Annotated in this window: 23 protein-coding genes; 12 read left to right on the top strand and 11 right to left on the bottom strand. The window is 63.1% G+C overall.

Annotation, left to right across the window (positions count from 1 at the left end; all coding sequences use genetic code 11):
* The first annotated feature begins 104 nt into the window (after positions 1-104).
* From H0241_RS13505 to H0241_RS13485, 5 genes are all read left to right on the top strand, one after another.
* A complete protein-coding gene (locus tag H0241_RS13505) occupies positions 105-254 on the top strand; it encodes a hypothetical protein (RefSeq protein ID WP_181058116.1) in 150 nt (49 codons plus the stop codon).
* Entirely contained in the window at positions 251-1,168 is a 918-nt protein-coding gene (locus tag H0241_RS13500) for an ABC transporter permease (RefSeq protein ID WP_181058114.1), read from the top strand. The genes H0241_RS13505 and H0241_RS13500 overlap by 4 nt, the downstream gene beginning before the upstream one ends.
* Entirely contained in the window at positions 1,165-1,989 is an 825-nt protein-coding gene (locus H0241_RS13495) for an ABC transporter permease (protein WP_181058112.1), read from the top strand. The genes H0241_RS13500 and H0241_RS13495 overlap by 4 nt, the downstream gene beginning before the upstream one ends.
* Before the next feature lie 67 nt (positions 1,990-2,056).
* Positions 2,057-3,130 (top strand): ABC transporter ATP-binding protein, encoded by a 1,074-nt coding sequence (locus H0241_RS13490; protein ID WP_181058110.1) that lies wholly within the window; start codon positions 2,057-2,059, stop codon positions 3,128-3,130.
* A 181-nt stretch (positions 3,131-3,311) separates the two neighbouring features.
* A complete protein-coding gene (locus tag H0241_RS13485; protein WP_210284894.1) occupies positions 3,312-4,457 on the top strand; it encodes an NAD(P)/FAD-dependent oxidoreductase in 1,146 nt (381 codons plus the stop codon).
* Positions 4,458-4,484: 27 nt separating this feature from the next.
* On the opposite strand, the gene H0241_RS13480 is transcribed toward H0241_RS13485, so the two are convergent.
* From H0241_RS13480 to H0241_RS13460, 5 genes are all read right to left on the bottom strand, one after another.
* Positions 4,485-5,771, bottom strand: coding sequence for a flavin monoamine oxidase family protein (locus tag H0241_RS13480; protein ID WP_181058108.1), 1,287 nt, complete (start codon positions 5,769-5,771; stop codon positions 4,485-4,487).
* Positions 5,768-6,844 (bottom strand): extracellular solute-binding protein, encoded by a 1,077-nt coding sequence (locus H0241_RS13475; RefSeq protein WP_181058106.1) that lies wholly within the window; start codon positions 6,842-6,844, stop codon positions 5,768-5,770. Before H0241_RS13475 ends, H0241_RS13480 begins: the two co-directional genes overlap by 4 nt.
* 115 nt (positions 6,845-6,959) lie before the next feature.
* Positions 6,960-8,042 carry an ABC transporter substrate-binding protein gene (locus H0241_RS13470; RefSeq protein ID WP_181058104.1) on the bottom strand — a complete coding sequence of 361 codons (1,083 nt, stop codon included), beginning with the start codon at positions 8,040-8,042 and terminating at the stop codon, positions 6,960-6,962.
* A gap of 53 nt (positions 8,043-8,095) precedes the next feature.
* Positions 8,096-8,761 carry a transcriptional regulator BetI gene (gene betI / locus H0241_RS13465; RefSeq protein ID WP_181058103.1) on the bottom strand — a complete coding sequence of 222 codons (666 nt, stop codon included), beginning with the start codon at positions 8,759-8,761 and terminating at the stop codon, positions 8,096-8,098.
* Positions 8,762-8,788: 27 nt separating this feature from the next.
* On the bottom strand, positions 8,789-9,589 hold the full coding sequence (locus H0241_RS13460) for a class I SAM-dependent methyltransferase (protein WP_181058101.1): 801 nt from the start codon (positions 9,587-9,589) through the stop codon (positions 8,789-8,791).
* A gap of 202 nt (positions 9,590-9,791) precedes the next feature.
* Between H0241_RS13460 and H0241_RS13455 the strand changes: the two genes are divergently transcribed.
* The 4 genes from H0241_RS13455 to H0241_RS13440 all read left to right on the top strand — a co-directional run bounded on the left by H0241_RS13455 (position 9,792) and on the right by H0241_RS13440 (position 14,658).
* A complete protein-coding gene (locus H0241_RS13455) occupies positions 9,792-11,411 on the top strand; it encodes a phytoene desaturase family protein (RefSeq protein WP_181058099.1) in 1,620 nt (539 codons plus the stop codon).
* On the top strand, positions 11,398-12,963 hold the full coding sequence (locus H0241_RS13450; RefSeq protein ID WP_181058097.1) for a phytoene desaturase family protein: 1,566 nt from the start codon (positions 11,398-11,400) through the stop codon (positions 12,961-12,963). Before H0241_RS13455 ends, H0241_RS13450 begins: the two co-directional genes overlap by 14 nt.
* A 211-nt stretch (positions 12,964-13,174) precedes the next feature.
* Positions 13,175-14,410, top strand: coding sequence for an aminomethyltransferase family protein (locus tag H0241_RS13445; RefSeq protein ID WP_181058095.1), 1,236 nt, complete (start codon positions 13,175-13,177; stop codon positions 14,408-14,410).
* Positions 14,411-14,412: 2 nt separating this feature from the next.
* Positions 14,413-14,658 carry a hypothetical protein gene (locus H0241_RS13440; protein WP_181058094.1) on the top strand — a complete coding sequence of 82 codons (246 nt, stop codon included), beginning with the start codon at positions 14,413-14,415 and terminating at the stop codon, positions 14,656-14,658.
* Positions 14,659-14,661: 3 nt separating this feature from the next.
* Here H0241_RS13440 and H0241_RS13435 read toward each other — a convergent pair whose 3' ends face one another.
* The 4 genes from H0241_RS13435 to H0241_RS13420 all read right to left on the bottom strand — a co-directional run bounded on the left by H0241_RS13435 (position 14,662) and on the right by H0241_RS13420 (position 17,864).
* Positions 14,662-15,720, bottom strand: coding sequence for a dipeptidase (locus H0241_RS13435; RefSeq protein ID WP_181058092.1), 1,059 nt, complete (start codon positions 15,718-15,720; stop codon positions 14,662-14,664).
* 281 nt (positions 15,721-16,001) lie between these two features.
* The gene (locus H0241_RS13430) at positions 16,002-16,301 is read right to left on the bottom strand and encodes a GNAT family N-acetyltransferase (protein WP_181058090.1); all 300 of its coding nucleotides are present in this window, start codon (positions 16,299-16,301) and stop codon (positions 16,002-16,004) included.
* On the bottom strand, positions 16,294-16,926 hold the full coding sequence (locus H0241_RS13425) for an alpha/beta hydrolase (RefSeq protein WP_181058089.1): 633 nt from the start codon (positions 16,924-16,926) through the stop codon (positions 16,294-16,296). Before H0241_RS13425 ends, H0241_RS13430 begins: the two co-directional genes overlap by 8 nt.
* A gap of 5 nt (positions 16,927-16,931) precedes the next feature.
* Positions 16,932-17,864 (bottom strand): VOC family protein, encoded by a 933-nt coding sequence (locus H0241_RS13420; RefSeq protein ID WP_181058086.1) that lies wholly within the window; start codon positions 17,862-17,864, stop codon positions 16,932-16,934.
* A 219-nt stretch (positions 17,865-18,083) separates the two neighbouring features.
* Between H0241_RS13420 and H0241_RS13415 the strand changes: the two genes are divergently transcribed.
* Positions 18,084-19,631: an alkaline phosphatase family protein gene (locus tag H0241_RS13415; RefSeq protein ID WP_181058085.1), complete on the top strand. Its 1,548-nt coding sequence runs from the start codon at positions 18,084-18,086 to the stop codon at positions 19,629-19,631.
* Between the two features lie 75 nt (positions 19,632-19,706).
* Here the strand turns inward: H0241_RS13415 and H0241_RS13410 are convergent, their stop codons facing one another.
* Positions 19,707-21,035 carry a PRC-barrel domain-containing protein gene (locus tag H0241_RS13410; protein WP_181058083.1) on the bottom strand — a complete coding sequence of 443 codons (1,329 nt, stop codon included), beginning with the start codon at positions 21,033-21,035 and terminating at the stop codon, positions 19,707-19,709.
* A 255-nt stretch (positions 21,036-21,290) separates the two neighbouring features.
* Between H0241_RS13410 and H0241_RS13405 the strand changes: the two genes are divergently transcribed.
* Complete coding sequence (locus H0241_RS13405; RefSeq protein WP_181058081.1) at positions 21,291-22,211, top strand: diacylglycerol/lipid kinase family protein; 921 nt, start codon at positions 21,291-21,293, stop codon at positions 22,209-22,211.
* Between the two features lie 26 nt (positions 22,212-22,237).
* Here the strand turns inward: H0241_RS13405 and H0241_RS13400 are convergent, their stop codons facing one another.
* Positions 22,238-22,432, bottom strand: a complete 195-nt coding sequence (locus H0241_RS13400; protein WP_181058079.1) for a hypothetical protein — start codon at positions 22,430-22,432, stop codon at positions 22,238-22,240.
* Between the two features lie 157 nt (positions 22,433-22,589).
* Between H0241_RS13400 and H0241_RS13395 the strand changes: the two genes are divergently transcribed.
* Positions 22,590-24,119, top strand: a complete 1,530-nt coding sequence (locus tag H0241_RS13395) for a sensor histidine kinase (RefSeq protein WP_181058077.1) — start codon at positions 22,590-22,592, stop codon at positions 24,117-24,119.
* Positions 24,120-24,135 lie beyond the last annotated feature (16 nt).

Raw genomic sequence — 24,135 nt, 5'->3', positions numbered from 1 at the left:
CGAAGCGCCATGCGTTGAAAAGCGGGCGTTCTTCACTTCATTTTGAATGTCCGTTCAATCAATATTGCAGAAATAGCGCTTGATTTCAATCCACGGATACGCTCATGATGAAAAGAAAGCCGGCAAGCTTGGAGCGCGACCAGAAAATCGCGCGCCGCAAAAATTGGGAACAGGCAGCCGGCCCGGTCAATGGGAGCATCATGGCGGGACAGTTCGAGCCAGCAACCGAGATCACGCCCGGGGCGCTGCAATGACGGCAGCTGCCGAAGGGGTGCCCGCGCGGCGCATGACGCGAGCAAGGCGAAACGCCCTTCTGCAGTCCGAACCCGTTCAGGGCTTTGCCCTGATCAGCCCGACTTTCCTCTATGCCCTCATTCTTCTGGTGCTGCCGATCCTGGTGGTCTTCGCCCACTCCTTCTGGACCCAGGACTACCTCACCATCGACCACACATTTACGCTGGAGAATTATCGCATCGCGCTGACCGAGCCGATCTATCGCGATCTGCTGTGGCGCTCGCTCTACATCTCGCTGACGGTGAGCTTTTTCACCGTCATCCTCGCCTATCCTATCGCCTATTTCATTTCCTTCCACGGCGGCCGCCACAAAAGCCTGTGGCTGTTCCTGATCACCATCCCGTTCTGGACCAGCTATCTGCTGCGCGTGATGTCGTGGAAGGTCATCCTCGGCTATAATGGCGTGCTCAATTCCGGCCTCATGGGCCTCGGCATTATCGACGAACCGTCGACAGCGCTTCTCTACAATTCCAGCGCCGTCATCATCACGCTGACCCATGCCTGGGCGGCTTTCGCCATCCTGCCGATCTTCGTCTCGCTAGAAAAGGTCGACCGCACTCTGGTCGAGGCGGCGACGGATCTCGGCGATGGCCCGCTGCGGTCCTTCCTGCGCGTGACGCTGCCGCTGTCGGTGCCAGGCGTCATCTCAGCGGCGCTGATCGTCATGATCCCGACGGTCGGCGACTACGTCACACCGAAGCTCGTCGGCGGCAAGGACGGCGTCATGATCGCCAACGCCATCCAGGCGCAGTTCGGCAAGGCATCGAACTGGCCGCTGGGCGCGGCACTTTCCGTCACCACCATGCTCGTCGTCTCGCTGATGGCGGGCGCCACGGTGCTGATCATCCGCGCATTGCAGAGGCTGGCGCGATGACGGCGATGCGGCGTTTCTTTGCCGGCGGCTGGCTGACCGCCTACGCCTTCCTCTACATCGTCTTTCTCTATCTGCCCGTGATCTTCCTGCCGATCTTCTCGATCAACACCGCGCCGACGCCGAAGTTTCCCCTCACCGGCTATACGCTGAAATGGTACCAAGACCTGCCCAAGACGCCGGCGCTGCTTGAAGCCGCCTGGAACAGCCTGATCGTCGGTGTCTCGGCATCTGTGCTGGCGACGCTGCTCGGCATCCTCGCCGCCCGCTCGATCACCCGCTACCGCTATCCCGGCCGCCGCACCATCAACGGCCTGATCATGGCGCCGCTGGTGCTGCCCGAAATCATCCTCGCCATCTCCATGCTGCTGGTCATGCTGCAACTGGGCCTCAGCCTGTCGCTGTTCACCGTCGTGCTCGGCCATGTGCTGATCTGCATTCCCTATTCGATGACGGTGCTGACCGCAGGCTTCGAGGGGTTCGACCGCAGCCTCGAAGAAGCCTCCGCCGATCTCGGCGAGAGTGCCTTCGGCACCTTCCGGCGAGTGACGCTGCCGATGGTGGCGCCGGCGATCATTTCGAGCCTGCTGGTCTGCTTCACCATCTCGCTCGACGAGTTCGTCATCGCCTTCTTCCTCACCGGAACCGAGACGACGCTGCCGATCTATATCTGGGGCCAGTTGCGCTTCGCCGCCAAGCTGCCGGGCGTGCTGGCGCTGGGCACGCTGCTGCTGCTTGCCTCTTTCGTTTTGATGACCGTTGCCGAAGTCCTGCGCCGCCGTGCGGCCAGGCGCACCCAGAACGAGGGAGGCCTCTATGCCTGAGCCAATCCAGGCCGAACGGCCTCAGGAGGATCGAACAAAGTCCGAGCGGGCCCAATCTGATCGACCCATGATCGAAATCCGCGACGTCACCCGCAGCTACGGCGCCTTCAAGGCGCTCGACGACGCGACACTGACCATCAGGGAAGGCGAGTTCTTTTCGCTGCTCGGTCCCTCCGGTTGCGGCAAGACAACGCTGCTGCGCATGATTGCCGGTTTCGACAACCCGACCAACGGTTCGATCTCGGTCGGTGGCCAGTCGATGGAAGGCATCCCCGCCAACCGCCGGCCGACCAACATGGTGTTCCAAAGCTATGCCATCTTCCCGCACCTCAATGTCGAGCAGAATGTCGCCTACGGGCTGAAACGGCTGAAGCTGGGCGCGACGGAAGAAAAGCGCCGCGTCGAGGAGGCGCTGGCGCAGGTGTCGCTGATAGGCCTCGGCAAACGCCTCGCCACCGAGCTTTCCGGCGGCCAGCGCCAGCGCGTGGCGCTCGCCCGCGCCCTGGTGATGCGGCCCAAGGTGCTGCTGCTCGACGAGCCGCTGTCGGCACTCGACAAGAAGCTGCGCGAGCAGATGCAGGTCGAACTGCGCCGGCTGCAGCAGGCGGTAGGCATCACCTTCGTGCTGGTCACTCACGATCAGTATGAAGCACTCGCAATGTCCGACCGCATCGCCGTGATGTTCGGCGGCAAGATCGCCCAGGTCGCCTCGCCCAAGGAAATCTACCAGCGGCCGGTCAACCGCCAGGTTGCCGACTTCCTCGGCGGCATGAACTTCGTCAAGGCTGAGATCGTCGAGGAGAACGCCGCCTCGCTGGTCGTCGACACGCTGGGCTTCGGCCGTGTCAGGACCGACAAGCCGAAGGCATTCGTGCGCAATGGCGGCGGCGCCACGTTGGGCATCCGGCCGGAGCGCCTGCGCGTGCTGTGGGACAATGCGACGGCCAAATTCGAAGTCGCCGGCAAGGTGGTCGAACGCCACTATTTCGGCGAGATCACCCATCTGATTGTCGAGATACCAGGATTGGAAAAGCCGCTGTCGGTGACCGAGACCAATGATTTCGGCGCCGACGACATTCCGGTCGGCACCCCGATCCGCCTCGCCTACGACCCCGAGGCTTTGGTCGCTATGGCCGACTAGGTCGCGTGGACACCACTTATCTGATCCACAGGATTGCAGCAGCGACGTCACGATGGCGAGATAGTTTCTGGCCGTCTTTTCGACCTGGGTTGCGACCCCGAGGAATTGCTTGAACGTCGACAAGCGCTTCTGACATGGTGGATTTCATCCCGCTTGGAGCAGCACGGCGTAGGACTTAATCGTGAGCGTTCACAACGCGATCAAAGTTGCAGTGATCGGACGTGGCCTGATCGGGTCAGCGGCTGCGCGGCATCTGTCCAAGATGGGCCATGATGTGACGCTCATCGGGCCCGATGAGCCGGCAGATTTTTCGCGCCATGGCGGTGTCTTCGGAAGCCACTACGATGAGGGCCGCATCACGCGGAGGTTCGATTCACAGCCATTTTGGCGGCAAGCGAACTGTGCTGCGATTGCGCGCTACGGCGAGATTTTTGCGGAAAGCGGTGTCGATTTCTACCGGGAAGTCGGCGTGCTTCACCTTGGCCCTGGCGAAAGCACGGATATCGCTTCGGTTGGCGAAATCGCCGCCGAGGCCGGGATCCTTTGTGAAGCCTATGACGATACGGGGCTCACGGAGCGATTTCCGTTTCTGAGATCACGGGCGGGCATGCAGGGATATTTCGAGCCGCGGGATGCCGGATACATCAGCCCGCGTCGCCTGGTCCGGGCGCAGACGATCGCGGCGGAGCGCGCCGGGGCTCGGATCATCGACGAGCCTGCTCTGGGGATTTCGGAAAGCGGCTCCGGTGTGACGATCCGGACGAGATCGGGCAGTGTCGAGGCCGAACGGGTTCTCGTTGCAGCAGGCGGGCATACCCAATCGCTGCTCGGTCAATCATTGGGTTTTACGGTCTATGCGCGTACCGCAGTTATGTTTCGGCTTGGTGCGGCCGAGGTTCAACGCCTGGCCGAAATGCCGTCGATGCGTTGTTTCGGGCCAAAGGGCGAGGATCCCTATATTCTGCCGCCGATCCCCTATCCGGACGGCCAAACCTGGCTAAAGCTCGGCGGCGATCCGGTCGATATTCCACTCGAAAGCGAGGCGGATATCAAAGACTGGTTCCGATCGGGCGGATCGGCTCACGTTGCCGAAGGACTTCAGAAGCAGATTCTCGACCGTATTCGCGACCTCAAATTCGAAGAACGCCGCGTCGTGCCTTGCATGACCACCTTTGGCGACAGCGGGTTGCCCTGCATAGGACCGCTTTCGGAGCGCGTAACGGTTGCATTCGGCTGCTACGGCAAGAGCGCGAAATGTTCGGACGAATTGGGTCGGCTAGGCAGCATGGCGCTGCTCGGTGACGTCAAAGCAGAGCTCGCGCCATAACCGAGATATTGCATGCCCAAAACTGCCTCATGGCGTTTCGAGATCAGTGACGATCTTGCCCGCGGCGATGCGCCCCATCACGATCGCTCCTTCGATATAGCCCGGAAATGACGGCGACAGCTCCGATGATGCGAAATGGACAGGAGCCGCGCCGGCACGGATCGTGCGCTCGGCATCGCGTGCCGTTACATCGACAATGAGGTCGCTGTAGGCGCCGCCGCTCCAGCGGTCCTCGATCCAGTTGCGCTGGCTGAAATCGATAATGTCGGCCGCGTCCGGACCAAGAGCCGCCACCAGCCTTGCCGTTACTTCCGCGCGAAACGCAGCATCGTCGAGTGGGCGCCAGCGCAGTGCCAGCGGTCCGCCGACGAAGACGACCAGCGCCGCATGTTCCGCATCCTTGCTGGCGTCGCAGGCGAACAGGCCGGGCAAATCGCGCCACATCACCATGCCGCACAGGTCGCGCTCTCGCCAAAACGGCGTGGCATAGCGCACCAGGATCTTGATCACCGCGCCGCTTTCCCAGACGCCAAGCGCCTTCTCGAGGGCCGCCGGCAAGGCCGGCGTGAAATCGAGCTTTGCGGCCGTCGCCGGCGGCAGCGCCACCAGCACTTTTCGCGCTTCGATGGCGCTGCTTGCCGAGACGACACGAACCCCTTGCGGCCCATGTTCGATGCGCGTGACGGGTTCGCTGAGCCGCACCCTGTCACCGAGATCGCCGGCCAAATCCTCGGCCAGCGACTGCATGGTCTCGAGCAGCGAATATTGCAGTTCCGGCACCTCGTTGGTGATGCGCCGGTCATTGTCGATCAGGTACCACAGCGGCACCTTGTCCATCGCCAGGCACCACAGGCCTTCGATCATCGACCGGAAAGCCGTCTTGGCATCGGCTGGATTAGGCTGGCGTTCGAGCCAGGCGGCAACGCTCATGCCGGCGATCGAAGGGTCGTCCGGCTCGATCGCATTCATGCGCTCGCGGATCGCCATCGCGCCGTAATAGGTCCGTTCGGCATGTTCGACCGACAGTGACGGATGGGTTATGAAGTCTCCATTCACATAGGTTTCGACGAAGGCCTTGCCGCGGGAGGCGGCCAGCGCCGTCACCTCAGGCATGTCTTCGCAGAAAAACTGGCCGCCGCTGTCGATCCGTTCGCCAAGCCCGTTGCGAACCGCTTCGACCCTGCCGCCGACACGGTCGCGCGCTTCGAGCAGCACGAAATCTATGCCAGCTTGCTTCAGTTCAAGCGCAGCCGACAAGCCGGTGAAACCGGCGCCGACGATAACGACGTCGGTTCTTTCCAATGCGGTGGTCAATAGCCGGCCTTGATCTTCTCGAATTCCGTGACCATGCGCTGCTTGAGCTCGGGCGGCACCGGCTGCTGGAACAGCGTCTTGTCGAGGAACTTGTCGAGATTGTCGAAGCCGCGATCGGCCAGCACCTGATGGTCGATCGCCGCCATGCCGGCGCTGTTGCCGTGGCCGTAGCCGAAGGTCTTGACCAGATAGTCGGACACGGCATGCGCGTTGACCGCGCTCAGGAAATCATAGGCCTGGTCGAGCTTGCCCGGCGCATCTTTCATCAGCACATAGCCGCACACCCAGGTCGAAATACCTTCCGTGGTGTCGCGGTTCATGGCAATCGGCATGCCTTGTCCCTTGAGCGTCACGAAGGTCTCGTTCCAGCCCCAGACCAGGTCGACCTCATTGCCGGTAAAGGCCTGGTTGAGGTCGGTGTCGTCGGTCCAGTAGAAGCGGACGTTCTTGTGGACGTCGCGCAGGAAGGCGGACGCCTCCTGGAACTGCGCGTCAGTCATCTTGGTCCAGTCCTTGAGGCCGATGACCAGGCTTGCCAGTGCATAGGCGTCGTCGACATTGTCGCCGATGGTGACGCGCCCCTTGAATTTCGGATCGGCGAAGACCCTCAGCGACTGCGCCTCTTGCGCCGTCACCTTGTCGGTGCGGTAGAGCAGCGAGGTGTTGCCCCAGTCGAACGGCATGAACCAGGCCTTGCCGTCGGCGCTGACGGCAAGATCCTTCATTGCCATGATGCCGGGATTGAGGTTCTTCCAGCCGGCGATCCTGGATGTGTCGAGCGGCTGCAGAATGCCGGCCGCACGCCATTTGGCCACGCTTTGCGAGCAGGGGTGGGCGATGTCGGCCTTGAAGCCGGCCCGCATCTTCTCGAAGGCCTCGTCCTCGTCGCCGAAGAAAGCGAAAGTCGGCTCGGCGCCATATTTGGCGGTATAGTCGGGATGCAGCAGCGGATCCTCATAACCCGACCAGTCGAACACGACGAGGTCGCCACCACCCTCGGCATAAGCCAGCACAGCGCCGGCGCCCACCGTTAAGGCAGCGGCAAGGGCAAGGCGGCGAAGCATGGAATTCATGGTGCGAAACTCCTCATCGCTAAAAGCAGCCGGGCGACGTTACGGAATTTCAGCGACCTTGGCGAGACCGTCTGCCCGGCGCAATCACGGGCAGACGGATGAAGCCTGACGGGGCTTAGTAGCCCGCTTTGATCTTCTCGAATTCGGCGATCATCTTGAGCTTGAGCGCCGACGGAACCGGCGATTGGAACAGTGTCTTGTCGACGAATTTCTGTACGTCGTCATAGCCCTTTTCCTTCAGGATCGCCGGGTCGACACCGGCCATGCCTTTGGCGTTGGCCTGGCCATAGCCCCAGTCCTTGACCAGCACCTTGGCGGTCTCGGGATCGTTGATCGCGTTCAGGTAGTCATAGGCCTTGTCGACATTGTCGGGTGCGTCCTTGAACAGGACATAGCCGCAGACCCAGGTCGAAATGCCTTCGTCAGTGTCCTTCTTGGCCTTGATCGGCACACCGGCGGCGACGGACTGTACCGTCGCATCGTTCCACGCCCAGGCGAGATCGACCTCGCCACCGCTCAGCAACTGCACGACGTCGGTAGTATCGGTCCAGTAGGAGCGCACATTCTTGTGCACCTGGCGCAGGAAGTCGGACGCCTGCTTGAACTGATCGTCCGTCATCTTGGTCCAGTCTTTCAGCCCGATAGCGAGGCTGGCCAACGCATAGGCGTCGTCGACATTGTCGCCGATCGAGACGCGGCCCTTGAATTTGGGATCGGCGAAGGCCTTCAGCGACTGCACATCCTTCGCGTCGATCTTGTCGGAGTTGTAGGTGAGCTGGGTGTTGCCCCAGTCCCACGGCATGAACCAGGCCTTGCCATCCGACGTGGTCGCGAGATCCTTCATCGCCATGATGCCGGGATTGAGGTCTTTCCAGCCGGTGATCTTCGAGGTGTCGAGCGGCTGCAGCAGGCCTGCCTCACGCCACTTCGTCACGCTCTGCGAACAGGGATGGCCGAGATCGGCCTTGAAGCCGGAGCGCACCTTCTCGAAGGCCTCGTCCTCGTCGCCGAAGAAGGCGAAGGTCGGCGAGTCGCCGTTCTTCTCGACATATTTCGGGTGGAAGCTCGGGTCTTCATAGCCGGACCAGTCGAATACGATCAGGTCCTTGTCGGCGGCGATCGCAAGTGCTGCGGCCGAAGCCGCCAGCGTTGCGGTCAGCGCTAATGTCAGTGTCAGGCGTCTGGCTATGCTTTTCATGCTGTTCTATCCTCTTTGTCGTTGCGTTGCCGGCTCGACTGGCCGGCTTTTGGTTATGCGTAGTGTTTGGGAAAGGCCGCGGCGAGGAATGCGTTCGCCGCTTGCAGGGCGGTTTCGCGCGTGGTGTCTTCGGTTCCCATCATCAGCCGCAGCCACAACCCTTCCAGCATGGCCGACAGCGCCAGCGCCATCACCTGCGGCTCATAGGCATAGCCGCCGCCCTGCTTCAGCGCCTCGCAGAGATCGATGAAGACTTGCTGGTAATACGCGTCGCGGGAACTGCTCAGCGCCTGATAGACCGGCCGCGACTTGGCCTCGCCCCAGAAAGCGAGCCAAGCGGCGAGCTTGCGCTTGTTGCAGATCGAGCGGTCGAAGTCGGCCCAAACCAGCACCTGCAATTGACGGGCCGGATGATCACCGGCTTTCTGCAGGGCCGCCCGCCAATGTGCCGAATACTCGTCATACATATACTGCAGCGTGGCGATCAGCAGCTTCTCCTTGCTCTCGAAATGAAAGTTGACGATGCCGCGCGACAGGCCGGCGCCGTCGGCGACATCGGCCATCGTCGTCTCGGCGTAGCCGCGCTTGGCGAGCGAATCGATCGTCGCCTCGATCAGTTGCTGCTGCCTGACCTCCTTCGACGCCTTGCGGCCGCGCTTTTCCGGTTCGCTTTTTCCAGACGGATCAGAGGATCGCTCTTCGCGCGCTGCAGCTTTCATCGGTGCCGTCATGCTCCACATTGCCGGCTATCCCACCATAGCCGGCTTCCACCCGCGAAGATGAGTGGGACGGTGCTCGCCGCTGTCAAGCACCTTCTGCATGGCTTCCCAGGTTCGTATGTTCTTGTCGACATAGGCCGCCCCAACCGCTGCCGCCGCTGTCCGGTAGAGCGGGCCTTTCAGCCTTTCCAGCTCGCCGCGCGCGACCTCGCGATACCATGGGTTGCGGTCCTTGACGGCGACATCGGCAAAGCCGGCGCGGCGCATCGCCTGCACATAGCGCGCCGGCGACGCCATTGCGAAGGACAGGCCTTCAGCCGTGACATAGGCTTTCATCTCCGCTGACGGCTCGCCGTCATGGCCAATCAACCAATCGGAAGCGGCAAATACACCGCCCGGTTTCAGCACGCGAAAAATCTCGGCAAACAGCGCGTCCTTATCGGGCACGTGCAACAGCGCATCCTTGGAGAAGACGACATCGAACGAAGCATCGGCAAAAGGCAGCGGTCCTGGCGGCGCCTGAATGAAACCGGCGCGATCTGAAAGCCTGCGCGCGGCGGAGCGCTTCATCGCCGCCTCGATCACTGGGCGTTCGATATCGAAACCGGTGGCATGGGCAGCGCCGTGGCGCTCGATCAGATGCAGCGCGATGCCGCCTGAGCCGCAGCCGATATCGAGGATGGTCTTGGCCCTGAGCGACAGGCCTTCGACGACCCGGTCGACTTCATCAGGTCCACCCGGCGACAGATAACCCTCACCCCACAACGCCTCGAGGAAGCGGATGGCCGTGTCGTCATATTCCGGTTCGGCATCTGCCGTTTCGATCATCGAACCTCGGTCCCATCAGCCGAATTGCGAACGTTCGATTGCCGGCAAAGCGTAGCGCATACCAGCGAAAACGCAAGACTATTTGTTGAACATTCATTCAATATAGCTGGACAAAATGCCGGCTGCCATGCCAAATTCCGCGCATTCGGGAACGAGATCACGCAAAAATGAACAGCGGATCGCCTAGGGAAAACGGACGAGAATGAAGGCTTGGGATGCGATCATCATCGGCGGCGGCCACAACGGCCTGGTCAACGCCTGCTACCTGCAGCGCGCCGGGCTCGACGTGCTCGTCGTAGAGAAAAACGACTGGGTCGGCGGCGCCGCCACCAGCCGCGAATTGACGCCGGGTTTCCTCTACTCCAACTGCTCCTATGTCTGCTCGCTGTTTCGCCCCGAAATCATGCGCGACCTCGAGCTGCCGCGCTTCGGCCTGCAGGTCATCTCCTATGAAGGCGGCGCCGTGTTCACCCGCGATGGCGACTACCTTGCCAACTACCGCGACCACGATGCGCACCGGCGCGAATTCGCCCGCTTTTCCAAGCGCGACGCCGAAGCCTATGACCGCTATTCACGCGACGTGACGCGGCAGTGCCGCTTCATCCAGCCGCTGCTGATGCGCACCGCGCCCGACCCGACCAGCCTCAAGCCGCGCGACCTCGGCGAACTGCTCTATCTCGGCAAGAAGTTCGCTGGCCTGTCGGCCGAAGAAATGGCGCTGAGGCTGCGCTTCTGGACCATGTCGATCTCGGAATTCCTCGACGAATATTTCGAGACCGATGTCATCAAGGCGAACTTCGCGCTGTCCGGCATCATCGGCACCGCGCTCGGGCCGATGTCGCCCGGTACGGCCTATGTGCTGCTGCATCACTACATGGGCGAGGTCGACGGCTCGGTCGGCGCCTGGGGTTACGCACGCGGCGGCATGGGTGCCGTCACCAAGGCATTGGCCGCCTCGTTCAAGGCTAGCGGCGGCACCATCCGCACCGGCGCCGAGGTCGACCATGTGCTGGTCGGCAGAGGCAAGGCGAAAGGCGTGGTGCTGGCCGGCGGCGAGGAGATTTACGGCAAGCTCGTCGTCTCCAACGCCGACGTCAAACGCACCTTCCTGAAACTGGTCGAGGAAAAGGAGCTACCCGATATTTTCCTGCGCCGGGTCAAGAACTTCAAGATCCGAGGCTCGTCCGGAAAGGTCAACATTGCGCTGGATTCGCTGCCGGAATTCCCGGCGCTGCCGAAGGATTCGCCGGTCTATCGCGGCGACATGCATTTCACCGATTCGATGGAGCGCATGGAACGCGCCTATGACGACTGGAAGGCCGGTCGGTGGTCGGCTGATCCGTTCCTCGAGATGGTCATCCCGACGACGCTCGACCCGACCATGGCGCCGCCCGGCAAACACTTCATGAGTTGCTTCGTGCAGTACGCGCCGCCCAAGGTGAACGGCCATGACTGGACCGACGCCGACCGCGACGGTTTCGCCGAAAGCGTGGTTGCGCAGATCGCCGAATACTCGCCGGGCTTCCGCGACCGCATCGTCCACATGGAGGTGCGCACGCCGCGTGAGATCGAGGCCGAGGTCGGTCTCACCGAAGGCAACATTTTTCAGGGCGAACTGACCTTCGACCAGCTGCTGTTCAACCGTCCCGTGCCGGGCTACGCGCAATACCGCTCGCCGGTCGGCGGCCTCTATATGTGCGGCTCCTCGACCCATCCCGGTGGCGGCGTCATGGGTGCACCCGGCCGCAATGCGGCAGCCGAGATCCTGCGCGACCTCGCCAAGTCAACCTCGCATATGAGCCCGGCCCATGACGTCATTTGATGCAATCGTCATTGGCGGCGGCCACAACGGCCTTGTCGCTGCCGCAACGCTGGCGAAAGCCGGCCGCAAGGTGCTGGTGCTGGAAGCCGCCAGCGAAGTCGGTGGCGCCGCGCGCACCAAGGATTTCGCGCCCGGCTTTCGCGTCTCCTCGATCGCGCATGTGCTGACCCGCCTGCATCCCGACGTGGTGAAGACGCTGGAGCTGGAAAAACATGGACTGCAGATCGCGCGCGGCGACTTCATGCCGTCGGTTGCACTGTCGAAGGACGGCCCGCCGCTTGTCCTTCATGGCGCCTACGGCGAAGTGCTGACCGGCTCCACTCCGTCCGAGCAGTCCGTCTGGAAGGAATTGCGCGCGCAACTCATGCGCTATGCCGGCATATTGAAACCCTTCCTGTCGCGCCGCCCGCCCGATCTCGCCGGCATGTCGCTGGCCGAGACCGCAGCGCTCGGCCAGACAGCGCTGGCGCTGAAGAAGCTCGGCAAGGAAGACATGCGTGACTTCCTGCGCGTTCTGCTGATGAACGTCGCCGACCTGCTCGACGAGCAGCTTGCCGATATCAGGCTGAAGGGCCTGCTCGCCTTCGACGCCACGCTGGGCAGCCATCTCGGCCCGCGATCGCCGACGTCGCTGCTCGGCCTATACTACCGGCTGGCCGGCGAAACCGGTGGTGCGGCCGGCGCACAGATGCTGCCGAAAGGCGGCATGGGCGCGGTCGTCGCCGCCATCCGCGCGGCGGGTGAAAAGGCCGGCGTCACCATTCGCACGGCCGCACCCGTGGCAAAAATCATCGTCGAGAAAGGCCGCGCCGTCGGCGTCGCCCTCGACAGCGGCGAGGTGCTGCGCGCCAGAACCATCGTATCCGCCATCAATCCGGCGGCCACCATGCTCGACCTCGTCGGGCCGCGTGAGATCGACACCGGCTTTATACGCAAAGTGAAGAACATCCGCATGAAGGGCGATGCGGCGAAGCTGCATCTGGCGCTCGACCGGCCGCCGCAATTTTCCGGCGTCGACGCCGCCGGTCACAAGGGCCGCCTGGTCATCGCGCCCTCGCCTGACCATGTCGAGCGCGCTTTCAACCCGTCGAAATATGGCGAGTTCTCGCCCGAGCCGGTGATGGAAATCACCTTGCCGTCGCTCTCCGACCCGTCGCTGGCGCCAAGCGGCGCCTGCGTGCTGTCAGCGGTCGTGCAATACGCACCCTATGCGCTGAAAGAAGGTTGGGATGCCGGCAAGCCGAAATTCCTCAAGGCGATCATGGCGCAACTCGAATCCTATGCTCCCGGCATCGGCAACTCGGTACTGCACGCCGAGCTTTTGACGCCGGCCGATATCGAAGCCAATTACCGCATGCCGGGCGGCCATTGGCACCACGGCGAATTGCAGGCCGACCAGATGCTGATGTCACGGCCGGTCTCCGGCTGGTCGGGCTACAACACGCCGATCGACGGGCTGTTCCTGGCCGGTGCCGGCTCGCATCCCGGCGGCGGCGTCTCCGGCGCGCCCGGCCTGAATGCGGCGCGGCGCATCATTGCGATGAAGGGGTGAGCATGATTTTGCAATTCGCCAACGCGGCACTCTATGGCGCCCCCCTCTGTCCTGCCGGACATCTCCCCCACTTGGGGGGAGATCAGCAGCTTCGGCGCAGCCGCTTATTCCTGAAATGTTGGCGATTGGCGAAAGCCGCGATGACGGCCAATCTCCCCCCTTGTGGGGGAGATGTCCGGCAGGACAGAGGGGGGCGCGAAGGATCGCTATCATGAACCATCAGCCCACCCTCAAATCATCGAAGGCCCGCACCGCCGCGCAATCGCATTTCCGCACCTTGCGTCTCGGCACCCCGTTCCAGCCGCACATCGACGCGCTGGCCAAGACCCAGGACTGGTACAATTGGGCCGGCTATCGCGCCCCGCATTCGCTGTGGGACGAGGAGCTGGAATATTTCGCCATCCGCAGCCAGGCGGCTTTGTTCGACATCTCGCCGATGACCAAATACCGCATCGAAGGGCCAGATGCCGAAGCCTTCCTCGATCGCGTCACGCTGCGCGATGTCACCAAGCTGAAACCCGGCCGCGTCCACTACACCGCCTGGTGCGACGACGAAGGTTTCGTCCTCGACGACGGCACATTGTTCCGTCTCTCGCCGACCCGCTTCCGCCTGTGTTCGCAGGAGCGGCATTTGCCTTGGCTTCTCGACAGCGCCATCGGCTTCAATGTGGTGATCGAGGAAGAGACCGAAACCGTCGCTGGCCTTGCTCTGCAAGGTCCGACGTCCTTCGCAGTGCTGCGCGATGCCGGCTTCGCCGGCGTCGAGAAACTGAAGGTGTTCGACCTTGCCGAATTCCCGCATGATGGCGGCACGGTGACCATCTCGCGCACCGGCTTCACCGGCGATCTCGGCTACGAACTGTTCGTCCCAGCCGAAAAGGCGCTCAGCCTCTGGGACCGATTGATGACATCAGGCGAACTGCGCGGCATCCGCGCCATCGGCTACACCGCGCTCAATCGGGCCCGGCTGGAAGCCGGCCTGATCGTCGCCAATGCCGACTTCACCACCGCCGAACATGCCATCCGCGCCGATCGCCTGCGCATGCCGGACGAGATCGGTCTCGGCTTCATGGTCGACCTGGAAAAAGGCCATTTCAACGGCCGCCGCGCCATTCTCGGAGCCCGCGCCAAGCGCAAGCTGCGCTACGTGCTGGTCGGGCTGGAGATCGAAGGCAACATCCCGGCCGAGCACGCCATCGTCTATCACAAGAAGCATCAGGAGGTCGGCCTGGTCAGCGCCGCCATGTGGTCGCCGATGGCCAAGCGCAACATCGCCATCGCTTCTCTGGCGCGGCCCTACGGTGATACGATGGTGGAAGACCTCTGGGTCGAGATCTACACCATGCGCGAGCTGCAGTACCAGAAGCTGATGAAGCGGGCCAAGGTGGTGGCCCGTCCCTTCATCAAGCTCGACCGCCGCACCGCCAATCCGCCGGCGGATTTCTGACCATGACTGACGAAGCCGATGATGAGACGGAAGCCACCGAACAGTGGCAGCTGGTCAACACACCGCTCGGAGAAAAATGGTCCGGCCGCACGCGCTATGCCGCCGCCATGTATTTCTACAAGCGGGGCGAGATGAGCGCCGAGACACTCGAGGTCTACCGCATCTGCGCGCGGCTAGACTCGGAAAACCCGCTGCCGATCATCCGGGATCGCGGCGGCCAGGACTGGCTGAAGCGCATGGGCGCCTAAGGCTCACCCGATCGTTCGTTCCAGCACATTGAGCCAGTTGCGATACGCAATCTTCTCGATCAGCGCACGGCCGAAACCGCGAGCGGCCAGCGCATCGATCAGCTTCGGCAGGCCGGCGACGTCGCCGATGACGGCCGGGATCATGGCGCCGTCGAAATCGGAGCCGAGGCCGACGCCGTCCTCGCCCAGCGCCTGCAGCAGCGAATCGACATGGCGCACCATGATGTCGAGGCTGGTGTCCGAGTTCATCCTGCCGTCGTCGCGCAGGAAGCCGGTGGCGAAGTTCAGTCCGACCATGCCGCCGGTCTCGCGGATGGCGCCGAGCTGCCAGTCGGTCAAGTTGCGAGAATGGCCGCAAAGCGCATGCACGTTCGAATGGGTGGCGACCAGCGGCGCGTCGCTGAGCGCGGCGACATCGCGAAAGCCTTTTTCGTTGAGATGCGACAGGTCGATCATGATCTTCAGCTGATTGCAGGCCTTGACCAGCGCCTTGCCTGCATCGGTCAGCCCTGGCCCAGTGTCGGGCGACGACGGGAAGCGGAACGGCACGCCATGGCCGAAGGCGTTGGGACGGCTCCAGACAATGCCGAGCGAGCGCAGGCCGGCCTCATAGAGCACGTCGAGCAAAGTGAGCTCGGGGTCGATCGCCTCGACGCCTTCGATGTGAAACACCGCCGCAATCGAGCCTTTCGCCATCGCCGCGCGCACGTCGGCGGCACTCCTGCAAACGGTCAGCGCCCCCGCCCGCTCCAGCCGAAACAGGATCGAAGCCATGGCGATGGTGGACGTCAGCGCATCAGCGCGCGGCAGCTCCGGCGGCAGCGGCTCATTGTCGCTTGGCGCCGGCGGCACAGCGCTGCGCTTGGCCTTCTCCACCGGCGGCGGGAAGATCGCGAACATGCCGCCGGCAAAGCCGCCCTTCCTGGCCCGCGGCAGATCGATATGGCCGCCCTGCGTCCCCTCGATGAACAGCTTTTCGACGTCCGTATCCTTCGACTGGTAAAGTCGCAGCAGCGTGTCGTTGTGGCCGTCGAAGACGGGGACGAGATCGGATTCGGTCATCAGGAAGCCATTCGGTCAGTTGGCAGGAGCGGACGAACCGCAGCGAACTGTGTACTTAGGCAAGAAGGCCGAACTGCGCAAATGCCAGAGACGTGTTCGCTCTTGTGGCTGAGCGGCTGGCTTATCCCTTCTCCCCTTGTGGGAGAAGGTGGCCTCGCGAAGCGAAGTCGGATGAGGGGTGTTCCAGCTTGGCAAGAACCGTGATCTTTCACGCACCCCTCAACCGTCTCGGCGCTGCGCGCCGATCCACCTTCTCCCACAAGGGGAGAAGGCAAAGAGGCCTATTGCTTCAGCACATCGGCCCATTCCGGATGGCGGCGGAACTGGGCGTTGGCGAACGGGCAGAGCGGGATGATCTTCTTGCCCGACACCCGCGCATCCTCGACAGCGCGGGTGACGAGCCGAAGCCCGGCGCCTTGGCCGCGAAACGCGTCCGGCACTTCGGTGTGATCGATGATGATCTGGTGCTCGCCGATCTTGGTGAAGGTCATCTCCGCCTCGGCGCCGCCCGCCCCTCGCAGGACATAGCGGCCCTTCGAGCCGCGGTCCTCGAGTTCGATCTCCGGCAATTGGTCAGCCATTGCTTGCTCCTTCAACCGGCGCAGCGGCGAAAAGCCGCCTTGCCGCTTCGATCTCGTTTGGCCGCACCTCGTGGCCGCCATCGTGCCATTCCACTGTGACATCGGCGCCATCGGCACGCAAATAAGCCTCCAGCCGCGAGGTCAGATTGGGCGGGCAGATCGGGTCGCGCTTGCCCGCGGTGACCAGGATGCGGCGGCCGGCAAGGCTGCCCTTCACCTCAGGTTCGAACGGGATCAACGGGTGCATCAGCACCGCCGCATCGAACAGATCGGGCGCGGCAAACACCACCGAAGCCAGGATGTTGGCACCGTTGGAATAGCCGAGGCCCAGCACCGAAGACGGCTTTGCCGCCGCAATCTGCGCCTTGATGAAACCGGCCATCTTGCCGGTCGCCCGGCCGAGGTCGTCCATGTCGTAGACACCCTCGCCGGTGCGGCGGAAGAAGCGCGCCGCACCGTATTCGGAAACATCGCCGCGCGGTGAGATGATGGTCGCCTGGGGCGCGAGGTCGCGCCCCAGCGACAGCAACTGGCTCTCGTCGGCCCCGGTGCCGTGGAAGACGAAAAGCAGCGGGCCGCCGGGCGAACCCGGCAGCGCCTTGTGGATGTAAGAGTCCTTGCTCATCGTCTTCAGCCTTCCAGCTTCTGCAGATGCTGTTCGAGATAGGGTCTGAGATGCTGATGCTGCGTCGGCAGTTTCAGCGCCTCGCCGAGATGCGCGGTGTCCTCGTCACGGTCGAAGCCCGGTTCGGTGGTGGCGACTTCGAACAATACGCCGCCCGGCGTGCGGAAGTAGATCGCCCAGAAGTAGTCGCGGTCGATCACCGGCGTCACGCCATAGCCCGTATCGATCAGCGCCTTGCGCACTTCGAGCTGCTTGGCGCGGTTCTCCACCGCGAAGGCGACATGGTGGACCGAGCCGGCGCCGAGATTGGCAAAGCCAGCCGTCGGCAGCGATTCGATGTCGACGACATCGGCGCCATTGCCGTTCTTGATGGCGAGCCGGCTGACATTGCCTGATTTGTCGACTTCCTCATACCCCATGAACTTCAACAGCTCCTCGGTGGCGCCGCCATCCTTGAGCCGCAGCGACACCGAGTGGAAGCCACGGATCGCTTCGTCGGCGGGAATACCGCCCTTCAACCACGGCGCGCGGCTGTCAGCCTTGTCTTCGACCAGCGCGAAACCGTCGCCGTCGGGACCGGCAAAGGCCAGCCGCTTCTCGCCGAACGTATCTTCGCGCGAGAGGCCGGAAACGCCTTCATCGGCAAAGCGCTTTTCCCAATAGCCAAGGGTGCCCGCCGGCACCGAATAGGCCGTGGTGCCAACCTCGCCGACGCCATGGCGGCCCCTGGCAATGTCCGGGAACGGAAAATAGGTCATCACCGAGCCCGGCGTGCCGTGCTCGTCGCCATAGTAGAGATGGTAGACGTCGGGCGCGTCGAAGTTGACGGTCTTCTTGACCCGGCGCAGGCCGAGCTTGTGGGTGAAGAAATCATTGTTCTGGCGCGCATCGCCGGCCATTGACGTGACGTGATGCAGGCCCTTGATCTGGTCGAGCATGTCTTGCTCCTTCCCTTGGTGTTTGCGGCCCTTGCCGCTGTCCACGCCTATATGAGGGTCCGCCCGGCAATGGCAAAGGCGGCAAACTCAGAATGGACTGTATCCTAATAGTGAACGACAGAAAATTTTCGTTCACCATTTCAGCGGGAGCGAGACAGGCTTGCGCCGCCGCCAGAATCCGGTTCATTGAACGTCTTCCCGACGTGACAGGATAGAGCATTGGCCGCGAAAAGCAGACGCCCGAACATCCTCCTGATCTCCTGCGACCAGTGGCGCGGCGATTGCCTGTCGGCTGCCGGCCATCCCGTGGTGAAGACACCGAATGCCGATGCACTCGCTGCCGAGGGCGTCCTTTTCAACCGGCATTACGGCGGCGCGGCGCCCTGCTCGCCGGCCCGCGCCTGCCTCTACACCGGCCTCTACCAGATGAACAACCGTGTCTGCCGCAACGGCACGCCGCTCGACGCCCGCCACGGCAACATCGCGCTATCGGCTCGCGCCCTCGGCTATGATCCGACTTTGTTCGGCTACACCGACGTCTCGTCCGATCCACGCACAATGGCGCCGGGCGACCCCCGCCTGAAAAGCTATGAGGGCGTGCTGCCCGGCTTCAGCGTGCGCCAGTTCCTGCCCGAGCATCAGAAACCGTGGCTCTCATGGCTGAAGGCGCGTGGCGTCGACACCAGCGCCGGCTCTCCCGGCATTCATCGCCCTGTCTGCGAACAGGTTGGCGACGCCGTGACCAACGCGCCGCCTGTCTATTCCAGGGACGAAACGCCGACCGCGTTCCTCGCCGGCGAGTTCATGCGCTGGCTGGACGAGCAGGATACGGCATGGTTCGCGCATGTCTCCTTCATCAGCCCACATCCGCCCTTCATCGTGCCGGCGCCCTACAACACGCTTTATGAAGCGGCTGACGGCCCAGCCTTTCGCCGCGCTGAAAGCTGGCAGGCGGAGGCGCAGAGCCATCCCTATCTGGCTTACGATCTCGGTCGTCAGAAGCGGAAGAGCTTCCGTCCCGGCGCTAACGGCAATGTGCGCGACTGGGGCGACGACAATCTCCGCGCCATCCGAGCGATCTATTACGGCATGATGTCGGAGGTCGACGCGCAGCTTGGACGCATCTGGCAGGCACTCAATGCCGCTGGCGCCTGGGACGACACGATCATCGTGCTGACATCGGACCATGCCGAAATGATGGGCGATCATTTCATGCTGGGCAAAGGCGGCTTCTTCGATGGCAGCTATCACATCCCGCTGATTGTCCGCGACCCGCGCCGCGGCAATGCAGCCGGTTCGACCGTCGACCACTTCACCGAGGCTGTCGACATCTTCCCGACCTTGCTCGATCTGCTGGATGCCGACGCCCAGCCGCATCTCGACGGCCACTCGCTAAAACCGTTTCTGGAAAGCGAACCGCCCAAAGACTGGCGCGACGCGGCGCATTGGGAGTTCGATTTCCGCTCGATTGCCAGTGGTGAAGCCGAGCGGCATTTCGGCATCGGCTCGCGCCGATGCAATCTGGCCGTCATCCGAACGGAAGACTTCAAATACGTGCATTTCGGCGGCGGCCTGCCGCCGCTGCTGTTCGATCTGAAAAAGGATCCGGGCGAACTGACCAATGTTGCCGCCGATCCGAAGTATCTTAGCGTGCGGGTCGAATTCGCGGAGCGGCTTCTTGCCTGGCGCGCCGAACATCTCGACCAGTCCGTAGCACTGGCGGAACTGACGGATGATGGCGTGGTTGGGTATGTGGGTAGGCAGTAGGCAGTAAATCTCGGCGGCTCGATGCTTAGCCACCTATTCTTCGCCTACTGCCTAATCCCTGCCCTATTCCCTTCCTTACTGCACCATCATCCGCTGCTCATCCCGCTTCTCGGCATAGCTGCCCTTGTCGTAGGCGGCCTGCGCCTGCAGCTGCTCCTTGGTGAAGTTGGTATAGAGATACTTCTTGCCGTCCTTGTCGGTCATGAATTTGAGCTTGTCCATGCCGACCGCGACCTCCTTGGCGCCGATGCCGAGGAAGCCGCCGACATCGACGATGACCGCATCGGGCTTGCTGTCGGGCGCCAGCACGACGTCACCGATCTCGCCGACCTTGGCGTCATCGGCGCCGTAGACTGTTGTGCCTTTCAGATCGTCGCCCCTGATCTCGCCGACCGGCATCTCGGTCAGGGTCGACTTGTCGATCGCCGCCGTCTGCGTCGGATCGGTGGCCTTCACATCCGGTGACTCGGCCGCCGGCGCCTCGGCTGTCTTGTCCATCGGCGCCGGAGCAGCCGTCTCAGCCGGAGCGGTCGCCGCAGGGGCCGTGGTTGCTGGTGCAGCCGGCGTCCCGGCGTCGGACATCGTCGTCACCGGCGCCGGATCATAGGGCTTGCGGTCAAAATCAGGCTGTGCCTGCAGTTCCTCCTTCGTGGTGTGCGCCACCAGCCAGCGATCGCCGTTTTTCTCCGCCCACTCGGCCTTGGCGAAATCATAGGTGACATTCTTTTCACCCAGGCCGAGGAAGCCACCGACGCCAATCACCAGTGATTGCGCCTTGCCCTCCTTGGTCAGCACGATGTCGTTGACGTCACCGATATTCTGGGCATCGTCGGCGGTGCCATTGTAGACGTTCTCGCCGATGATGTTGGTGGCGAGATTGCCGTCGGCGCGTTTCACCGCCGGCTCGGACGGCGCGGCGTTGAGATCAACCGGCTTTTGCGGGTCGCTCTGCGCCGTGGAAGCAGGCGCCGGGGCCGGATCGTAAGGCTTACGGTCAAAGTCGGGCAGCGCCGTCAGCGCTTCCTTCGTCGTCTCGGCGACGAGCCAGCGGTCACCATTCCTCTCGACCCATTGCAACTTGCCGTAGTCGAAGGCGACGTTCTTGCTGCCTATGCCGAGGAAGCCGCCGACGCCGATAATGGCGGATTTCGCCTGGCCGTTTTCATCGAAGACGACATCACTGACGTCGCCGATCTTCTGCGCGTCATCACCGGTGCCGTTATAGACGGATTCGCCGATGATATTGGTCATCAAGGCACCTTCGGCCTGCTGCGGCGCCGGAGCAATGGTGGCGGGGGCTTCAGCCGGCGCAGGGCTTGTCGCCGGGGCCGTCGTTGACTGCGCGAACGCGCCGGTGGCAATCAGCGTTGCAAGCGCGGTTGTCGCGAAAAGAGTGCGGATCATGATAAGTCTCCTCTTGCCTGATCGTGCGCGCCGCAACCGGCAAACCGTTGCCGGGAGACCGAAAGCGGCGCCTCCAATAGGATCACAACGTTGTGACAAGGCGCTTGTTCCGAAAAAACGAGGGGCATCGGATGCCTCAGGCAAGTCCGTGGAATCGCGCGACATTTTCGGCTGACCTGCGGAACCTTTGCCCGACCGGGGCGTTTCAGCCCACGGCTGGACCAATCCGGCCCACTGAAGAATACGGAGTGGGGCATGCGATTTGCAGCGGTGCTGAACCGGGACGGCGGCACCATGCGGACGACCGATCTATCCGCGTTTTCCGACCGGATGCGCCAGACGCTTGAGGCGGCTGGCCATACCGTCGACATTAATGTCGTCGCTGGCAGCGACATTGTCGCTGCACTGGACAAGGTCGCTTCGCGGCGTGGCATAGATGTCGTCCTGGCTGGCGGCGGCGACGGCACCATTTCGGCCGCTGCGGCGCGGCTGATGAATGGCAAGAAAGCCTTGGCTGTCCTGCCTGCAGGGACCATGAACTTGTTCGCCCGCGGCCTGGGCATTCCGCAGACCCTCGAAGGAGCCCTGACTTCCTTTGCCGACGGCGAGGTCATCGCGGTCGACATCGCCAGCGCCAATGGCCGACCCTTCGTGCATCAATTCTCCATCGGCCTGCATGCCAGGATGGTGAAGCTGCGCGACAATATGGAGTTCGCCTCGCGCCTGGGAAAGATCCGTGCTTCGGCGAAAGCCGCCTGGACGACGATCAACAATCCGCCCGCCATGAAGGTGACATTGACGGTCGGCGACGCCGAGATCGTGACCCGCATCAGCGGCATCGGCATCTCCAACAATCTGTTCGGCGAGGGTCACCTGCCCTATGCCGACAATCCTGCCGGCGGCGTGCTGGGCATCTATGTCACCGTGGCGCGGCAACGCGGCCAACTGGCCAGGGCTCTTTTCGACATGGCGCGCGGCAGATGGCGCGACAGCGACCATGTCGAAATCCATCAGGCCGACAAGGCAGTTGTGAAAATCCACACGGGAAGCAAGAAGTTCGGCGCCGTCATCGACGGCGAACTGGTCAAGCTGGAGCGCGAAACAGCTGTGCAGATTCATCCCGGCGCGTTGAAAGTTCTGGTGCCGGCGCGTGCCGCCCAGGCAAAGGCTGCCTGATGCTGGCGCCGAAGACGAGGGGCGATTTAGCCGCCGGCCGGCTGCCCCTGGCTGACGGGCGCGCTCTGGTTGGCGGGAGCGTTGTTGCGGATCTTCTCGCCATAAATCTCGGCGATGCCCCAGGCGATGAAGGCCAGCAGCAGCGCTGCGATCAGAATGCGCAGGCCATGCCAACCCCAGCGACCCTGACGGGCTTTGTTCTCAGGGATGATCTTGGTCATTGGCGGCGTTCCTATCATTCGGCTGCACGCATGGTCGATAGAACCATGGCTGGCGAAACATGGTCGGGTAACGATTGCTTGCTACAAAAGTTCCGGGTCCCGACGGCTGCGCCAGACGCTCGCCACGGCGGACGGGGCCTGCAAGCGAGGGGGCTTGGTGGATAGCAAGGTACAGAAAACAGGTCTGCCGGTCGAGGTCCGCCATGCCGTGGCGGCGCCGGAGCGGCTTGCCGTGCTGCACGGGCTTGACGCGATAGACACGGCCTCCGACCCCGACTTCGATCGCATCGCCGGTCTTGCCGCCGTCGTGATGCAGGCGCCCATTGCGCTCGTCACGCTGCTCGATACCGAGCGCCAGTGGTTCAAGTCTTGTGTTGGCCTCAACGAGACCGAAACCGCCACCGACATATCGTTCTGCGCCCACGCCATTGCGGCCGGCGACGAGCCGATGGTGGTGACCGATGCCCGCATCGACCCCCGCTTCTTCCGCAACCCCCTGGTCACCGGCGAGCATCATGTCCGCTTCTACGTCGGCGCGCCGGTGGTGGTGGCCGGTGCCCGCATCGGAACCGTGTGCGTGCTTGACCGCGAGCCGCACGACTTTCCGTCCACCGCGGCGCTCGACCAACTGAAGGCGCTGGCCGACCTCGCCGCCAGTCTGTTTACGCTCAAGGACGCGACCCGCAGCGGCGCCATTGCCGAGGCGGCTTTGGCGCAGGAGGAAAAACGCCGCGCCATTGCGCTCGATGCCGCCTCGCTCGCGAGTTGGGCTTGGGATATCCGCACCGACATGATCGAATGCGATGTGCGCCTGTCGGAGCTGTTCAACCTGCCGCGCTCGAACCGGCTGCGGGCGCGAGACATTCTGGGCGCCATCGACCCCCGCGATGTCTACCAGACCGAGACGCGCTTTCGTGACGCCCTGACCGGCAGCGACGATTATTTCGGCGAATACCGGGTCAAGGGCTTCGATCCGCCGCGCTGGATAGCCACCCGCGGCCGCGTCATCGAGCGCGACGGCGAGGGCAAACCGACGCTGATCTTCGGTGTCAACTACGACATATCGGAACGCAAGCTCGGTGAGGAGCGGCAAAGGCTGTTGCTGCGCGAGCTCAACCACCGGGTCAAGAACACGCTGGCCACCGTGCAGGCGCTGGCGACGCAGACCGTTCGCCATGCCCGCCGCCCAAGCGAATTCCTCGAAGCCTTCGGCGCCAGGCTGCAAGCGCTGGGGGCTGCCCATAACCTGCTGTCCGATCGCGAATGGCGCGGCATCGGCATTCGCGAATTGATGCAGATCGAGGTCAAGCCGTTCGACGCTGCCGAACAGCCGCGCATCGCGATTTCAGGCCCCGACCTGCTGCTTTCGCCCGACCAGGCGGTGGGGCTCGGTCTGATCATGCACGAACTGGCCAGCAATGCGCTGCAGTACGGATCGCTGTCGGTGGGCTCGGGAAAGGTCGACGTCGACTGGAAGGCGCTGGGCAAGAAAGGCGCACGACGCCTCGTGCTGACCTGGCTTGAAAGCGACGGGCCGCAGGTCCAGCCGCCGGAACGCCAGGGCTTCGGCTCAATCCTGATCCGCCGCAGCCTCGCCAAGGTTTTGTCCAGCGAGGTGGTGCACGAATTCCGCAGCGAAGGCGTCTTCGCCGAAATATCGCTGCCGCTGGAAGACCTGCCGACCTGAGTATCCTGCCGACCCT

It is taken from the genome of Mesorhizobium neociceri (assembly GCF_013520985.1).
Taxonomy (GTDB): Bacteria; Pseudomonadota; Alphaproteobacteria; order Rhizobiales; family Rhizobiaceae; genus Mesorhizobium; species Mesorhizobium neociceri.
The sequence above is the reverse complement of the archived record's forward strand: the minus strand, read 5'-3'. Positions and strand labels throughout refer to the sequence as shown.

Coding starts and splice junctions, on each gene's coding strand:
- H0241_RS13420 (WP_181058086.1), bottom strand. CDS start 17,864: ATGCTCGACCAGATCAAGGGCCTGCATCACGTCACGTCAATGGCCGGC.
- H0241_RS13495 (WP_181058112.1), top strand. CDS start 1,165: ATGACGGCGATGCGGCGTTTCTTTGCCGGCGGCTGGCTGACCGCCTAC.
- H0241_RS13505 (WP_181058116.1), top strand. CDS start 105: ATGATGAAAAGAAAGCCGGCAAGCTTGGAGCGCGACCAGAAAATCGCG.
- betI (WP_181058103.1), bottom strand. CDS start 8,761: ATGAAAGCTGCAGCGCGCGAAGAGCGATCCTCTGATCCGTCTGGAAAA.
- H0241_RS13475 (WP_181058106.1), bottom strand. CDS start 6,844: ATGAATTCCATGCTTCGCCGCCTTGCCCTTGCCGCTGCCTTAACGGTG.
- H0241_RS13400 (WP_181058079.1), bottom strand. CDS start 22,432: ATGACCAAGATCATCCCTGAGAACAAAGCCCGTCAGGGTCGCTGGGGT.
- H0241_RS13490 (WP_181058110.1), top strand. CDS start 2,057: ATGATCGAAATCCGCGACGTCACCCGCAGCTACGGCGCCTTCAAGGCG.
- H0241_RS13430 (WP_181058090.1), bottom strand. CDS start 16,301: ATGGCTGACCAATTGCCGGAGATCGAACTCGAGGACCGCGGCTCGAAG.
- H0241_RS13460 (WP_181058101.1), bottom strand. CDS start 9,589: ATGATCGAAACGGCAGATGCCGAACCGGAATATGACGACACGGCCATC.
- H0241_RS13435 (WP_181058092.1), bottom strand. CDS start 15,720: ATGACCGAATCCGATCTCGTCCCCGTCTTCGACGGCCACAACGACACG.
- H0241_RS13455 (WP_181058099.1), top strand. CDS start 9,792: ATGAAGGCTTGGGATGCGATCATCATCGGCGGCGGCCACAACGGCCTG.
- H0241_RS13500 (WP_181058114.1), top strand. CDS start 251: ATGACGGCAGCTGCCGAAGGGGTGCCCGCGCGGCGCATGACGCGAGCA.
- H0241_RS13410 (WP_181058083.1), bottom strand. CDS start 21,035: ATGATCCGCACTCTTTTCGCGACAACCGCGCTTGCAACGCTGATTGCC.
- H0241_RS13470 (WP_181058104.1), bottom strand. CDS start 8,042: ATGAAAAGCATAGCCAGACGCCTGACACTGACATTAGCGCTGACCGCA.
- H0241_RS13425 (WP_181058089.1), bottom strand. CDS start 16,926: ATGAGCAAGGACTCTTACATCCACAAGGCGCTGCCGGGTTCGCCCGGC.
- H0241_RS13450 (WP_181058097.1), top strand. CDS start 11,398: ATGACGTCATTTGATGCAATCGTCATTGGCGGCGGCCACAACGGCCTT.
- H0241_RS13440 (WP_181058094.1), top strand. CDS start 14,413: ATGACTGACGAAGCCGATGATGAGACGGAAGCCACCGAACAGTGGCAG.
- H0241_RS13405 (WP_181058081.1), top strand. CDS start 21,291: ATGCGATTTGCAGCGGTGCTGAACCGGGACGGCGGCACCATGCGGACG.
- H0241_RS13445 (WP_181058095.1), top strand. CDS start 13,175: ATGAACCATCAGCCCACCCTCAAATCATCGAAGGCCCGCACCGCCGCG.